Genomic DNA, 13,448 nt, shown 5'->3' with positions numbered 1-13,448 from the left:
AGCCAATCCGTAGCCCTTTTTGCAAGGATCCCAGATGACCGCAACGACTTCCGCCGCCGGGCGGCCCGAGCCGCGTCAACGCTATGTGCAATGTGCGAGCGGCGCCGGCCTGCATCGCGTGGCCTATACGGAATGGGGCGACCCGGACAATCCGCGCGTGCTGCTGTGCGTGCACGGCCTCACGCGGTCGGGCCGCGACTTCGATCGCGTCGCCGCCGAGTTCGCCGATACCTACCGCGTGGTGTGCCCGGACGTGGTCGGCCGCGGCTTGTCGTCGTGGCTCGCGAACCCCAACTTCTACGCGGTGCCGCAGTATGTTGCCGACATGGTGACGCTGATCGCGCGGCTCGACGTCGACACGGTCGACTGGTTCGGCACCTCGATGGGCGGGCTGATCGGCATGGCGCTCGCCGGTCTGCCCGACACGCCGATTCGCAAGCTGCTGCTGAACGACGTCGGGCCGCATCTGGAGCCGGTCGCGGTGAAGCGGATCGGCGATTACCTGGGCAAGCCCGCGCGCTTCGAGAGCTTGCAGCAGGGTGTCGACTACGCGGCGCAACTCGCGCAAAGCTTCGGCCCGCTGACGGCGGACGAATGGCGCGAAATCAATACGCCGCTGCTGCGTGAGCAGGATGGCGGGTGGATGCTGCGCTACGACCCGCGCATCGCGCAGCCGTTTGCGGCTGTCACCGAAGAAGCCGCGAAGCTCGGCGAGGCGGCGCTGTGGCATGCGCTCGGCGCGTTCAAGGGGCCGGTGCTGGTGGTGCGCGGCGAGCAGTCGGATCTGCTGTCGCGCGACACCGTCGCGAAAATGGTCGCGACCGGGCCGGCGGTGTCGAGCGCGGAAATCGCCGGCGTCGGGCATGCGCCGGCGTTTCTCGCGGCCGATCAGATCGCGCTCGCGCGGCAGTTCTTTATCGGCGCGGCCGCGAACGCGCGATAATGTTAAGTTCCGCATGACATTTCCATCGGCTTGATCCGGAGTGTCATGCGAAATGCATTCGATCGGATGCATATCGATTAACCAACCAGCTCAGGATTTTTCATGGCAGTCATTCGTCACCACGTCGGCAAGCGTCTTTCGGAAATCGCCGTGCACAACGGCACCGTCTACCTCGCCGGCCAGATCGCCGAAGACGACGCGCAGGACATTACCGGCCAGACGCGCGAAGTGCTGGGCCACATCGACCGTCTGCTGGGCGAAGTGAACAGCGACAAGTCGCTGCTGCTGTCGGTGCAGATCTATATCTCGGACATGGTGCATTTCGCCGGCATGAACGCGGTGTGGGACGAGTGGGTCGCGCAGGGCGACACGCCGCCGCGCGCGACCGTCGAAGCGAAGCTCGCGAACCCGAAGTGCCTCGTCGAAATCGTCGTGGTCGCCGCGCAGCGCAGCTAATCCGCCGCTGGTCCAACCGCTGGACCGCGGCGTTGTTGAAATCCCGTTGAATCGTCTGGCCCGGCGGGCCGTCGCACCATGAATACCGAAACCGTTACGAACGCGCCTCATCCTTATCCTTCCTTCGAGGAAGCGATGGCGTTCGTGCGCGAGCATGCGGGCGAGGTGCGGCTGTCGTCGGGCGAGCTGCTCGCCGATCACGCGGAGGGCACTGCGCTGATCATGCGCAAGCTCAACGTCGATCCGCCGGCGGTGCTGGCGGCGGCGCTGTTCGCGCTGACGCCGCACCTGCGCGACCCGGAGCGCGTGATCGCCGATAACTTCGGCGAGGAGGTCGCGCAGCTGGTCGGCGACGTGCGCAAGCTGTTGCGTCTCGGCACGGTCAGTTTGCGGGCCGCGCAGAACGCGATGCCCGAGGCCGGGCGCGATGCGCAGGCCGCGCGTCGCGCGCAGGTCGAGGCGCTGCGCAAGATGCTGCTCGCGTTCGCGCAGGACATTCGCGTGGTGCTGATCCGGCTCGCGTCGCGGTTGCAGTCGCTGCGCTATTACGCGGCGGCGAAGATCACGCCGTCGCCGGACGTCGCGCGCGAAACGCTGGATATTTATGCGCCGCTCGCGAACCGGCTCGGTATCTGGCAATTGAAGTGGGAGCTCGAGGACCTCGCGTTCCGCTTCGAGGAACCGGTCACCTACAAGCGCATCGCGAAGCTGCTGGACGAAAAGCGCGTCGAGCGCGAAAGCTATGTCGCCCAGGCGATCGAACGCTTGCAGCAGGAGTTGGCCGCCGCGCATATCCGCGCGGAAGTGAGCGGCCGCCCGAAACATATCTACAGCATCTGGCGCAAGATGCGCGGCAAGGAGCTCGACTTCGCCGAGCTCTACGACGTGCGCGCTTTCCGCGTGATCGTGCCGGACATCAAGGACTGCTACACCGTGCTCGGGATCGTGCACAACCTGTGGCAGCCGGTGCCGAGGGAGTTCGACGACTACATCTCGCGACCCAAGCCGAACGGCTACAAGTCGCTGCACACGGTCGTGATCGGCGACGACGGCCGCGCGTTCGAAGTGCAGATCCGCACGCAGGAAATGCATCGCTTCGCCGAGTACGGCGTGGCCGCGCACTGGCGCTACAAGGAAGCGGGCGCGCGCGGCTATGGCGGCACCTTCGCGGCGAACGAAAAATACGACGAGAAGATCGCGTGGCTGCGTCAACTGCTTGCGTGGAAGGACGAGGTCTCGGAGGGCGAGCACGGCGACGAGCGCGCGGCGCAGCCGTGGGAGCAACTGCGCCAGGCCACGCTCGACGACGACCAGATCTACGTGCTGACTCCGCAGGCGCGCGTGATTCCACTGCCGCACGGCGCGACGCCGATCGACTTCGCGTATCACCTGCATAGCGAGCTGGGGCATCGCTGCCGCGGCGCGCGCGTCGATGGTGCGATGGTGCCGCTGAACACGCCGCTGCAGAACGGTCAGACGGTCGAGATCGTTGCGGTGAAGGAGGGCGGTCCGTCGCGCGACTGGCTCAATCCGCAGCTCGTCTATCTGCAGAGTCCGCGCGCGCGGCAGAAGGTGCGCGCGTGGTTCAACGCGGTCGAGTTGCAGGAACACATCGCGAGCGGTCGCGCGATGGTCGAAAAGACCTTGCAGCGCGAAGGCAAGACGTCGGTCAATCTCGATCAGCTGGCGGCGCGGCTCGGCTTCAAGACCACCGACGACCTGTTCTCGATCGTCGGCAAGGAAGAGTTCAGCTTGCGGCTCGTCGAGCAGGCGCTGCACGATGCGCCGCCGCCCGAGCCCGAAATCGATGCGCCGGAGAAGTTCGAGAAGCGCAGCAGCGGCGCGAGCGTCGCGCGCGGCGCGTCGGCCGGGGTGCTGGTGGTCGGCGTCGACGCGTTGCTGACCCAGCTCGCGCGTTGCTGCCGGCCGGCGCCGCCCGACGACATCTCCGGTTTCGTCACGCGCGGCAAGGGCATGTCGGTTCACCGCAGCGACTGCGCGACGTTCCAGCGGATGGCCGAGCGCGCACCTGAGCGCGTGCTGCAGACCGCGTGGTCGGCGGATGTGATGAGCGGGCGCGGCCAGTCGGTCTATCCGGTCGACCTCAGCATCGAGGCGACCGACCGGCAGGGCTTGCTGCGCGATATCTCCGAAGTGTTCGCGCGGGAAAAGATGAACGTGATCGGCGTGAAGACGCAATCGCGCCGTAACGCCGCGTTCATGCAATTCACCGTCGAAGTGTCGAGCTCCGCGCAGATCCAGCGCGCGTGCACGCTGCTCGGCGAAGTCACGGGCGTGGTCAGGGCGACGCGCAAGAATTGACGCGCCGGCGGTTTGGCGCGGCCGGGACGGAATTTAAAGTCTCCGCATAAAAGTACTTGCCAAGGTCCGCTAGACCCCATATACTCTCGTTTCTTCAGGCTCGTAGCTCAGCTGGTTAGAGCACCACCTTGACATGGTGGGGGTCGTTGGTTCGAGTCCAATCGAGCCTACCAACGAAAATGAAACTCCGGTCTAACCGGGGTTTCGCAAACGCAGTAAGCGCCTCGAGCGCAAAAGGCGAATACGGTTATGACACCGCGAACGTTGACCGAGACTACTTCGGAGCGACGCTAGTCGAGGACCAATTTCGCCAGTGAAGTTTGCATGAAATGTGAATGCGGCCCCTCGAAAGCGGGGCCGCATTTTTTTTGGATTTTTTTGATGGTTGTATGTGCCGCCGCCGGTCGGCACCACGGAGAACGCAATGGTTTCGATACGTTTGCCTGACGGTTCTGTTCGACAGTACGAGCATCCGGTGACCGTCGCCGAAGTGGCCGCCTCGATCGGCCCCGGCCTCGCGAAAGCCGCGCTTGGCGGCAAGATCGACGGTGAGCTGGTCGATACGTCGACGCTGATCGATCGCGACGTGGCGCTCGCCATCGTCACCGAGAAGGACGCAGACGGTCTCGATATCATCCGTCACTCCACCGCCCACTTGCTCGCGTACGCGGTGAAGGACCTCTTCCCGGAAGCGCAGGTCACGATCGGCCCGGTCATCGACAACGGTTTCTATTACGACTTCTCGTATAGCCGTCCCTTCACGCCGGAAGATCTCGAAAAGATCGAAAAGCGCATGCAGGAACTCGCGAAGAAGGACGAGCCGGTATCGCGCCGCGTAGTGTCGCGCGACGAAGCGGTCGACTACTTCAAGAGCATCGGTGAAAAGTACAAGGCCGAGATCATCGAATCGATTCCCGCCAGCGATGAAATCAAGCTGTACTCGCACGGCGGCTTCACGGATCTGTGCCGCGGCCCGCACGTGCCGTCGACCGGCAAGCTGAAGGTCTTCAAGCTGATGAAGGTCGCGGGCGCGTACTGGCGCGGCGACTCGAAGAACGAGCAGCTGCAGCGCATCTACGGTACGGCCTGGACGAAGAAGGAAGACCAGGAAGCGTATCTGCACATGCTCGAAGAGGCGGAGAAGCGCGACCACCGCAAGCTCGGCAAGCAGCTCGACCTGTTCCACATGCAGGACGAGTCGCCGGGCATGGTGTTCTGGCATCCGCGCGGCTGGACGCTGTGGCAGCAGGTCGAGCAGTACATGCGCCGTCGCGTGAACGACGCCGGTTACCTCGAAATCAAGACGCCGCTGATCATGGACCGTTCGCTGTGGGAAGCGTCGGGCCACTGGCAGAACTATCGTGAAAACATGTTCACGACGGAATCGGAAAAGCGCGACTACGCGATCAAGCCGATGAACTGCCCGGGTCACGTGCAGGTGTTCAATCACGGTCTGCGCTCCTATCGCGATCTGCCGCTGCGTTACGCGGAGTTCGGCTCGTGCCATCGCAACGAGTCGTCGGGCGCGCTGCATGGCCTGATGCGCGTGCGTGGATTCGTGCAGGACGACGCGCATATTTTCTGTACCGAAAATCAGTTCATCAGCGAATCGATCGCGTTCAACACGCTGGCGATGAGCGTCTACCGCGACTTCGGCTTCGACAACGTCGAGATCAAGCTGTCGCTGCGCCCGGATGCGCGCGCCGGCACCGATGAGACGTGGGATCGCGCGGAGCAGGGCCTGCGTGAAGCGTTGACCGCATGCGGCGTGACGTGGGAAGAGCTGCCGGGCGAGGGCGCGTTCTACGGACCGAAGGTCGAATATCACATCAAGGACGCGCTTGGCCGTTCGTGGCAGTGCGGCACGCTGCAGCTCGACATGGTGCTGCCGGAGCGCCTCGGCGCCGAATACGTGGCGGAAGACAACAGCCGCCGCCGGCCGATCATGCTGCACCGGGCAATCGTCGGTTCGATGGAGCGTTTCCTCGGGATTCTGATCGAGCACCATGCTGGTGCAATGCCCGCGTGGCTTGCGCCGATGCAGGTTGTCGTGATGAATATCGCGGAAAACCAGGCTGAATATGCGCAGGCTGTGGCCCAATCGTTGCAAAAACAAGGGCTTAGAGTTGAGGCCGATTTGCGCAACGAGAAGATTAGCTATAAAATACGCGAGCACACGCTGGAAAAGGTCCCATACCTGCTGGTAGTCGGCGACAAGGAGCGTGAAGCACAAACGGTAGCCGTGCGTGCCCGTGGCGGTGTCGATCTGGGTGTGATGCCCGTCGATTCCTTCATTGAGCGTCTGCGCCAGGACGTGCAGTCGTTCAACTGAGCCACTTGGCAGCCCGGCTCGTTTTTTTTAATTTTTAGAGGAAACGTAACATCGCTACTGATAAGTCTGCGCACCGCATCAACGGTGAGATCACTGCACCCGAGGTGCGACTGGTCGGCGTCGAGAACGAACCGCTCGGCATCGTAAAGCTCGCTGAGGCGTTCCGTATGTCGGAACAACAGGACGTCGATCTGGTTGAAATCGCTCCGCAAGCGGTTCCGCCGGTTTGCCGTTTGATGGACTACGGCAAGTTCAAGTACCAGGAAGCGAAGAAGCAACACGAGGCCAAGCTCAAGCAGAAGGTCATCCAGGTCAAGGAAGTCAAATTCCGCCCGGGTACCGACGACGGTGACTACAACGTCAAGCTGCGCAACCTCATTCGCTTCCTCGAAGACGGCGACAAGACCAAAATCACGTTGCGTTTCCGGGGCCGTGAAATGGCTCACCAGGAAATCGGCATGCGCATGCTCGAACGCCTGCGCACCGACCTCGACGAAGTCGGTCAGGTCGAGCAGATGCCGAAGATGGAAGGGCGCCAGATGATCATGGTGCTCGCTCCGAAGAAAAAGAAGTAAGCGCTCAGTAGTGATCCGGAGCGGCGGCGCGCCGTGTGGCGCGCGCTCCGGTGGCGCAGGTTTGTTTGTCGTCGTGCCGGGTGTCCGGTGCGGCGCAGGAAGGTTTCGGAACGGCGCGTACGCAAGTGCGCGGCGGGTCCCGGAAAGCGGCCGCTGGCGGTATCGGCGGTCTGCATACCAAGTGGAGTGGGTTTCGAAGGGCGGGAAATGGCTATCTGGCCGACCGCACACCCATGTCCATCTAATAATGGAGTTGTCATGCCGAAGATGAAGACCAAGAAGAGTGCTGCAAAGCGCTTCGTGGTGCGTCCGGGCGGTACCGTCAAGCGCGGTCAGGCCTTCAAGCGTCACATTCTTACCAAGAAGACCACCAAGAACAAACGCCATCTGCGCGGCTCCACGGCAGTTCATGATTCCGATCTGAACTCCGTTCGCGCAATGCTGCCGTTCGCTTAACCCTTAACCGACACTCATAGGAGCGAAACATGCCTCGAGTAAAACGTGGGGTTACCGCACGGGCCCGTCACAAGAAGATCATCAAGCTGGCCAAGGGTTACCGCGGCCGTCGCAATAACGTCTATCGCATCGCCAAGCAGGCGGTCATGCGTGCAGGCCAGTACGCCTACCGCGACCGCCGCAACAAGAAGCGTGTGTTCCGCGCACTGTGGATCACGCGTATCAACGCGGCGGTGCGTCAGCACGACATGACGTACAGCGTGTTCATCAACGGCCTGAAGAAGGCGTCGATCGAACTGGACCGTAAGGTGCTGGCCGACATGGCTGTGTTCGACAAGGCTGCTTTTGCTGCGATCGTTCAGCAGGTGAAAGCCGCCGTTGCAGCCTGATTGCGCTTCTGGCAATTAAAACTGCGTGGTTCGTAGCAGCGAATATCCGGTTGTCTCGGTGACGCTGCAACAAAAACGGGGCTCCTCACCGAGCCCCGTTTTTGTTGGTAGAACCAGTTTTGTTTCGATAGAACACTGACGTTGAAATGATGGGATCAATGGATCTGGACCAGATTGTCGCCGACGCGCAAAAAGCCTTCGCAGAAGCCCCCGACGTCACCACGCTCGAGAACGAGAAGGCTCGCTTTCTCGGTAAATCGGGCGCGCTGACCGAACTGTTGAAGGGCCTTGGCAAACTCGATCCCGACACGCGCAAGACCGAAGGCGCACGGATCAACCTCGTCAAACAGCAGGTCGAAGCCGCGCTGACCGCACGCCGTCAGGCCCTCGCCGACGCGCTGCTGAACCAGCGTCTGGCCGCCGAATCGATCGACGTGACGCTGCCGGGTCGTGGCGCCAGCACGGGCAGCCTGCATCCGGTGATGCGCACCTGGGAGCGCGTCGAACAGATTTTCCGCACGATCGGATTCGACGTGGCCGACGGCCCCGAGATCGAAACCGACTGGTACAACTTCACCTCGCTGAACAGCCCGGAAAACCATCCGGCGCGTTCGATGCAGGACACCTTCTACGTCGACGGCAAGGATGCCGACGGCCGTCCGCTGCTGCTGCGCACGCATACGAGCCCGATGCAGGTCCGCTACGCGCGCACCAACACGCCGCCGATCAAGGTGATCGTGCCGGGCCGTACCTATCGCGTGGACAGCGACGCGACCCATTCGCCGATGTTCAACCAGGTCGAAGGCCTGTGGATCGCCGAGGACATCAGCTTCGCGGACCTGAAGGGCGTCTACACCGATTTCCTGAAGAAATTCTTCGAGCGCGACGACATTCTCGTGCGCTTCCGGCCGTCGTATTTCCCGTTCACCGAACCGTCGGCCGAGATCGACATGCAGTTCGAAACGGGCAAGAACGCCGGCAGGTGGCTCGAGATTTCGGGCTCGGGCCAGGTGCATCCGACCGTGATCCGCAACATGGGCCTCGACCCTGAGCGCTACATCGGCTTTGCCTTCGGCAGCGGCCTCGAGCGTCTCACGATGCTGCGTTACGGCGTGCAGGACCTGCGCCTGTTCTTCGAAAACGACCTGCGTTTCCTGCGTCAATTCGCGTGAAGCGGCGCGCGCGAGCGCGACCAAGCATAGAACGCGGTGGCGCATCGAATGCGTGCCGCGAGCGTCCCCGGCAGCGCCGAGTGGGCCGGTCCGAAACCGGTGCATTACGGACACGAGGCATTCGCCGGACGTGGACCTAACCTGATCAGAACGAACACAGAACCATGCAATTTCCGGAATCCTGGCTCAGAACTTTTGTCGATCCGCAACTGACCACCGAGGAGCTGTCGCATGCGTTGACGATGGCGGGTCTCGAAGTCGAAGACCTGCGTCCGGCTGCGCCGCCCACCTCGAAGATCGTCGTCGGCCAGGTGCTGGAAGTCGTCAAGCATCCGGATGCGGACAAGCTCAACGTGTGTCAGGTCAACGCCGGCACCGGCGCGACGCTGAACATCGTGTGCGGCGCACCGAACGTGTCGCCCGGCATCAAGGTGCCGGTCGCGCTGGTGGGCGCGCAACTGCCGCCGGCCGAAGAGGGCGGCGCCCCGTTCGCGATCAAGCTGTCGAAGCTGCGCGGCGTGGAAAGCCAGGGCATGCTGTGCTCGGCGCGCGAGCTGAAACTCTCGGAAGACCATAGCGGCCTGCTGATCCTGCCGGAAGACACGCCGATCGGCCAGGACATCCGCGATACGCTCAACCTCGACGACACCGTGTTCGAAATCAAGCTGACGCCGAACAAGGCGGACTGCCTGTCGGTGTTCGGCGTCGCGCGCGAAACCTCGGCGATCACCGGTGCGCCGCTGCGCCCGCTCGAGATCAAGCCGGTTGCGGTGAAGCTCAACGAAACGCTGCCTGTGAAGATTTCGGCGCCCGATCTGTGCGGCCGTTTCTCGGGTCGCGTGATCCGCGGCGTGAATGCGCGCGCGAAGTCGCCGCAATGGATGGTCGAGCGTCTCGAGCGCTCGGGTCAGCGCAGCATTTCCGCGCTCGTCGACATCTCGAACTACGTGATGCTCGAACTGGGCCGTCCGTCGCACGTGTTCGATCTGGACAAGATCCACGGCGGCATGGACGTGCGCTGGGGCCGCAAGGGCGAGACGCTGAAGCTGTTGAACGGCAACACGGTCGAACTCGACGAAACGGTCGGCGTGATCGCCGACGAGCAGCATATCGAAAGCCTCGCGGGCATCATGGGCGGCGACAGCACGGCCGTCACGCTCGACACCACCAACATCTATCTGGAAGCCGCGTTCTGGTGGCCCGATAGCATTCGCGGCCGCTCGCGCAAGTACAACTTCTCGACCGACGCGGGTCATCGCTTCGAACGCGGCGTCGACTATGCGACGACCGTCGAGCATATCGAGCGCATCACGCAGCTGATTCTCGATATCTGCGGCGGCGAAGCCGGCCCGGTCGACGATCAGATCGTCAACGTGCCGAAGCGCGCGCCGGTGAAGATGCGGGTGTCGCGCGCGAATCGCATCATCGGTGTGCAGATCGGCGCCGATGAAATCGCGCAGATTTTCACGCGCCTCGGTCTCACGTTCGAGCGCGACGGCGATACGTTCGCGGTGCAGCCGCCGTCGTACCGCTTCGATATCGAAATCGAAGAAGACCTGATCGAAGAAGTCGCGCGTATCTACGGCTTCGAAAAGATCCCGGCAAACCCGCCGGTCGCCGCCAGCGAAATGCGCGCGACCAACGAAACGCAGCGCTCGATCCACACGATCCGTCACGCGCTCGCCGCGCGCGACTACGCGGAGACGGTGAACTTCAGTTTCGTCGATGCCGAGTGGGAGCAGGACTTCGCGGGCAACAGCAACCCGGTGCGTCTGCTCAATCCGATCGCGAGCCAGCTGTCGGTGATGCGCACCACGCTGTTCGGCAGCCTGATCCACGTGCTGCGCACCAACCTGAACCGTCGTGCCGCGGACCGCGTGCGCGTGTTCGAAGCCGGTCGCGTGTTCCTGCACGATCCGTCGATCAAGGCTGGTGAGCTGACCGTCGAAGGTTTCGCGCAGCCGAAGATGATTGGCGGCCTCGCCTATGGTCCGGCACTGGAAGAGCAGTGGGGCGCGGCAACGCGTGCCGTTGACTTCTTCGACGTGAAGGGCGATCTCGAGGCGCTGGTCGCGCCGGCCACTGCGCGCTTCGTGAAGGCCGAGCATCCGGCGCTCCATCCGGGACGCAGTGCGCGTATCGAGCTGAATGGTCGCGCGGTCGGCTGGATTGGCGAATTGCATCCGCGTTGGATGCAAAAATATGATTTACCGCATGCGCCGATTCTGTTTGAAATCGAAGCGGAAGCATTAATGCAGCGAGTATTGCCGGTTCCGTCGGAAGTATCGAAATTCCCGCCGGTACGACGTGATATCGCGGTGGTCGTCGATCAAAAAATCGAGGTCCAGGCGCTGCTCGACGAGCTTCAGAAGGCCCTGTCGGAACCTGCTTGCAAGAGCGTTCAGAAGGTTGCGCTTTTCGACGAATTCCGTCCAAAATCAAACACTTCCGGTGGTCTGGCCGCGCACGAGAAAAGCCTTGCGTTCCGTGTGACCTTGCAAGATACTGGCGGAACCCTTCAGGATGAAACGGTCGATCTGGCTATTCAAACTCTGGTGGAACGTCTGGCTCGAGTATATGGCGCACGGTTGCGCGGATAACCGCATTTGACAATTGCACGGCTGTTTCCGCATCCATTGTTTTATGCTTGGCGCGCCATTTGATAGATATGAATGAAATGAACTCGAGTGATTTCGAAGCCCTTCTTACGGCGCAACGCAGCGCCATGATTCGAGATATTCCGACATCACCCGCCGTCGTTTCCACCGAAACGCCGACGCTCACCAAGGCGGAACTTGCCGAGTTGCTGTTCGACAATGTCGGGCTCAACAAGCGGGAAGCGAAGGACATGGTCGAAGCCTTCTTCGAAGTGATCCGTGACGCGCTGGAGAGCGGCGACAGCGTCAAGCTGTCGGGCTTCGGTAACTTTCAGTTGCGCGACAAGCCGCAGCGTCCGGGCCGTAATCCGAAGACCGGCGAGGCGATTCCGATCGCCGCGCGTCGTGTGGTGACGTTTCATGCAAGTCAAAAGCTGAAGGCGCTCGTCGAGAACGGCGCTGAAGCGAGCTTCGCGCGCTGATCTGACTGGCGCGCTTTTGCGCAATCCATCACGGCTAACTGACGATGACCGCGACGATCGAAAAAGTCGTGTTGCCTCCGATTCCAGCTAAGCGCTACTTCACGATTGGTGAGGTCAGCGAACTATGCGGCGTGAAACCTCATGTGCTGCGTTACTGGGAGCAGGAGTTCACCCAGTTGAGGCCGGTCAAGCGGCGAGGCAATCGTCGTTACTACCAGCATCACGAGGTGCTGTTGATCCGCCGGATTCGTGAATTGCTGTACGAACAGGGCTTCACGATCAACGGCGCGCGTAACCGGCTCGATTCGCATGGCGGCGGTGCTGCGCCGGACGCGATGGGCGACGAAGGCGAGGGTAGCGGGGCAGCGGCGGTGCAGACTTCCGCGGCCCCTGTGGAGCGCGCCGGGGATGCGGTGGATGTCGAGAAGTTGCGCAAGGAACTGCAAAGCGTGATCGATCTGCTCGGTGGACATCAATAGCCGATGCCGCGAGACGGAGTTTAGTTTTCCGTCTGGCGGTTCTAATCGAATAAAGTGTCTGTTATAATTTCTTGCTGTTCGGGGCGTAGCGCAGCCTGGTAGCGTACCTGCATGGGGTGCAGGTGGTCGGAGGTTCAAATCCTCTCGCCCCGACCAAAGAATAGAAGGACCTATGGTGAAAGCCGTAGGTCCTTTTTTCGTTTCTGGCGGTTGATACGCACTCACTGCGTGAGCACGCGTCACGACGTGGTCCACGACCTCAAGCCGCAAACAATCCCTGCTTATCCGCAAACGCTTGCACCGGATGTTCGACCACGGTTCCGACCGGCAGGTCGTTGCGAGCCTGCCCACGGCGGCACTGGTCGATCAGCCGATCGCGGCTATGCCGTCGGGTCTCGTCGATCTGACTAAGGGCGGGCTCGATGCGATGACGCGCTCGCCCGCGATCGAATATGCGCGCAGCGGCATCCGCGTGAATGCGGTCGCGCCGGGCATCATCAGGACGCCGCTGCATCAACCGCGGACGCACGAGTTTCTCAATGGCCTGGATCCGCTCGACTGGAAAATATCCGTGGCAGAACTGAGTATTTCGGTCTGCCGGAAGACAGCCGTCCGCTTGCAATGCTATGGGGAAGTCACTACGCTAAAAGTCGTCGCTAACTCTTCCATAGCGAAACATCGACATGCGCTCGCATCACAACGTGCAGATCAAACGAATCTACGAGCCGGCGTCGCCGCAAGACGGCGCGCGCGTGCTCGTCGATCGCGTGTGGCCGCGTGGCATCAGGAAAGAGCGGGCTGGCTTGACGCTATGGTTGAAAGAGATCGCGCCGAGCACGAAGCTGCGGCAGTGGTTCAATCACGATCCGGAGCGGTGGGAGCAGTTTCAGCGCGAGTACCGGCGGGAACTCGATGCGAACGACGAGGCGGTGTCGCGGTTGCGCGCGCTTTGCGAGGAAGGGCCGGTTACGCTGGTGTACGGCGCGCGCGACGAAGAGCACAACCAGGCGGTGGTGCTGCAGCAGTACGTTCAAAAACGCTGACACGGGATGTGTGCGGGCACACGCGTCGGACAGATTTCGCCAAACACGATCGTCGCGTGCATGCGGTCGGCAGCAACACCGAACCGCAGCAGCCCACCCAACCCTCAACCCCCCCCCAAACCCAAAAACACCAAAAGAATATAATACGGACACCCAAACACGATAAAGAGAACACAACGCCCCCAAAGGGGAATGGCGACCG

Annotated in this window: 12 protein-coding genes, 2 tRNA genes and 1 pseudogene; all 15 read left to right on the top strand. The window is 62.1% G+C overall.

The window, feature by feature from the left end; all coding sequences use genetic code 11:
- Positions 1-34: 34 nt before the first annotated feature.
- The 15 genes and pseudogenes from BTH42_RS17350 to BTH42_RS17275 all read left to right on the top strand — a co-directional run bounded on the left by BTH42_RS17350 (position 35) and on the right by BTH42_RS17275 (position 13,246).
- The gene (locus BTH42_RS17350; protein ID WP_075301576.1) at positions 35-943 is read left to right on the top strand and encodes an alpha/beta fold hydrolase; all 909 of its coding nucleotides are present in this window, start codon (positions 35-37) and stop codon (positions 941-943) included.
- Positions 944-1,045: 102 nt separating this feature from the next.
- Complete coding sequence (locus BTH42_RS17345; RefSeq protein ID WP_075301574.1) at positions 1,046-1,399, top strand: RidA family protein; 354 nt, start codon at positions 1,046-1,048, stop codon at positions 1,397-1,399.
- 78 nt (positions 1,400-1,477) lie between these two features.
- Positions 1,478-3,721, top strand: coding sequence for a bifunctional (p)ppGpp synthetase/guanosine-3',5'-bis(diphosphate) 3'-pyrophosphohydrolase (locus BTH42_RS17340; RefSeq protein WP_075301572.1), 2,244 nt, complete (start codon positions 1,478-1,480; stop codon positions 3,719-3,721).
- A gap of 96 nt (positions 3,722-3,817) precedes the next feature.
- Positions 3,818-3,894 (top strand) — tRNA-Val (locus tag BTH42_RS17335).
- Between the two features lie 251 nt (positions 3,895-4,145).
- On the top strand, positions 4,146-6,053 hold the full coding sequence (gene thrS, locus BTH42_RS17325) for a threonine--tRNA ligase (RefSeq protein WP_075301570.1): 1,908 nt from the start codon (positions 4,146-4,148) through the stop codon (positions 6,051-6,053).
- Between the two features lie 50 nt (positions 6,054-6,103).
- On the top strand, positions 6,104-6,628 hold the full coding sequence (gene infC, locus BTH42_RS17320) for a translation initiation factor IF-3 (RefSeq protein ID WP_075301568.1): 525 nt from the start codon (positions 6,104-6,106) through the stop codon (positions 6,626-6,628).
- Between the two features lie 258 nt (positions 6,629-6,886).
- Complete coding sequence (rpmI, locus tag BTH42_RS17315; RefSeq protein ID WP_006052501.1) at positions 6,887-7,084, top strand: 50S ribosomal protein L35; 198 nt, start codon at positions 6,887-6,889, stop codon at positions 7,082-7,084.
- Positions 7,085-7,113: 29 nt separating this feature from the next.
- A complete protein-coding gene (gene rplT, locus BTH42_RS17310) occupies positions 7,114-7,473 on the top strand; it encodes a 50S ribosomal protein L20 (RefSeq protein ID WP_006052502.1) in 360 nt (119 codons plus the stop codon).
- 158 nt (positions 7,474-7,631) lie between these two features.
- Positions 7,632-8,645, top strand: coding sequence for a phenylalanine--tRNA ligase subunit alpha (pheS, locus tag BTH42_RS17305; protein ID WP_075301566.1), 1,014 nt, complete (start codon positions 7,632-7,634; stop codon positions 8,643-8,645).
- A 164-nt stretch (positions 8,646-8,809) separates the two neighbouring features.
- Positions 8,810-11,245 carry a phenylalanine--tRNA ligase subunit beta gene (gene pheT, locus BTH42_RS17300; protein WP_075301564.1) on the top strand — a complete coding sequence of 812 codons (2,436 nt, stop codon included), beginning with the start codon at positions 8,810-8,812 and terminating at the stop codon, positions 11,243-11,245.
- A 68-nt stretch (positions 11,246-11,313) separates the two neighbouring features.
- Complete coding sequence (locus BTH42_RS17295; RefSeq protein ID WP_075301562.1) at positions 11,314-11,724, top strand: integration host factor subunit alpha; 411 nt, start codon at positions 11,314-11,316, stop codon at positions 11,722-11,724.
- Between the two features lie 44 nt (positions 11,725-11,768).
- Positions 11,769-12,203: a MerR family transcriptional regulator gene (locus BTH42_RS17290; RefSeq protein WP_075301560.1), complete on the top strand. Its 435-nt coding sequence runs from the start codon at positions 11,769-11,771 to the stop codon at positions 12,201-12,203.
- A 79-nt stretch (positions 12,204-12,282) separates the two neighbouring features.
- Positions 12,283-12,359: transfer RNA gene (locus BTH42_RS17285), tRNA-Pro, on the top strand.
- Positions 12,360-12,507: 148 nt separating this feature from the next.
- Positions 12,508-12,672: pseudogene (locus BTH42_RS36345) on the top strand (3-oxoacyl-ACP reductase); the annotation flags it as partial.
- A 214-nt stretch (positions 12,673-12,886) separates the two neighbouring features.
- Positions 12,887-13,246, top strand: coding sequence for a DUF488 domain-containing protein (locus BTH42_RS17275; protein WP_075301558.1), 360 nt, complete (start codon positions 12,887-12,889; stop codon positions 13,244-13,246).
- Positions 13,247-13,448 lie beyond the last annotated feature (202 nt).

This window comes from Burkholderia sp. SRS-W-2-2016 (assembly GCF_001931485.1).
Lineage (GTDB): Bacteria > Pseudomonadota > Gammaproteobacteria > Burkholderiales > Burkholderiaceae > Paraburkholderia.
The sequence above is the reverse complement of the archived record's forward strand: the minus strand, read 5'-3'. Positions and strand labels throughout refer to the sequence as shown.

What these genes read in the sequence shown, in the direction of transcription:
- pheT (WP_075301564.1), top strand. Translation starts at nt 8,810, where the DNA reads ATGCAATTTCCGGAATCCTGGCTCAGAACTTTTGTCGATCCGCAACTG.
- BTH42_RS17340 (WP_075301572.1), top strand. Translation starts at nt 1,478, where the DNA reads ATGAATACCGAAACCGTTACGAACGCGCCTCATCCTTATCCTTCCTTC.
- rplT (WP_006052502.1), top strand. Translation starts at nt 7,114, where the DNA reads ATGCCTCGAGTAAAACGTGGGGTTACCGCACGGGCCCGTCACAAGAAG.
- BTH42_RS17295 (WP_075301562.1), top strand. Translation starts at nt 11,314, where the DNA reads ATGAATGAAATGAACTCGAGTGATTTCGAAGCCCTTCTTACGGCGCAA.
- pheS (WP_075301566.1), top strand. Translation starts at nt 7,632, where the DNA reads ATGGATCTGGACCAGATTGTCGCCGACGCGCAAAAAGCCTTCGCAGAA.
- BTH42_RS17350 (WP_075301576.1), top strand. Translation starts at nt 35, where the DNA reads ATGACCGCAACGACTTCCGCCGCCGGGCGGCCCGAGCCGCGTCAACGC.
- rpmI (WP_006052501.1), top strand. Translation starts at nt 6,887, where the DNA reads ATGCCGAAGATGAAGACCAAGAAGAGTGCTGCAAAGCGCTTCGTGGTG.
- BTH42_RS17345 (WP_075301574.1), top strand. Translation starts at nt 1,046, where the DNA reads ATGGCAGTCATTCGTCACCACGTCGGCAAGCGTCTTTCGGAAATCGCC.
- BTH42_RS17290 (WP_075301560.1), top strand. Translation starts at nt 11,769, where the DNA reads ATGACCGCGACGATCGAAAAAGTCGTGTTGCCTCCGATTCCAGCTAAG.
- thrS (WP_075301570.1), top strand. Translation starts at nt 4,146, where the DNA reads ATGGTTTCGATACGTTTGCCTGACGGTTCTGTTCGACAGTACGAGCAT.
- BTH42_RS17275 (WP_075301558.1), top strand. Translation starts at nt 12,887, where the DNA reads ATGCGCTCGCATCACAACGTGCAGATCAAACGAATCTACGAGCCGGCG.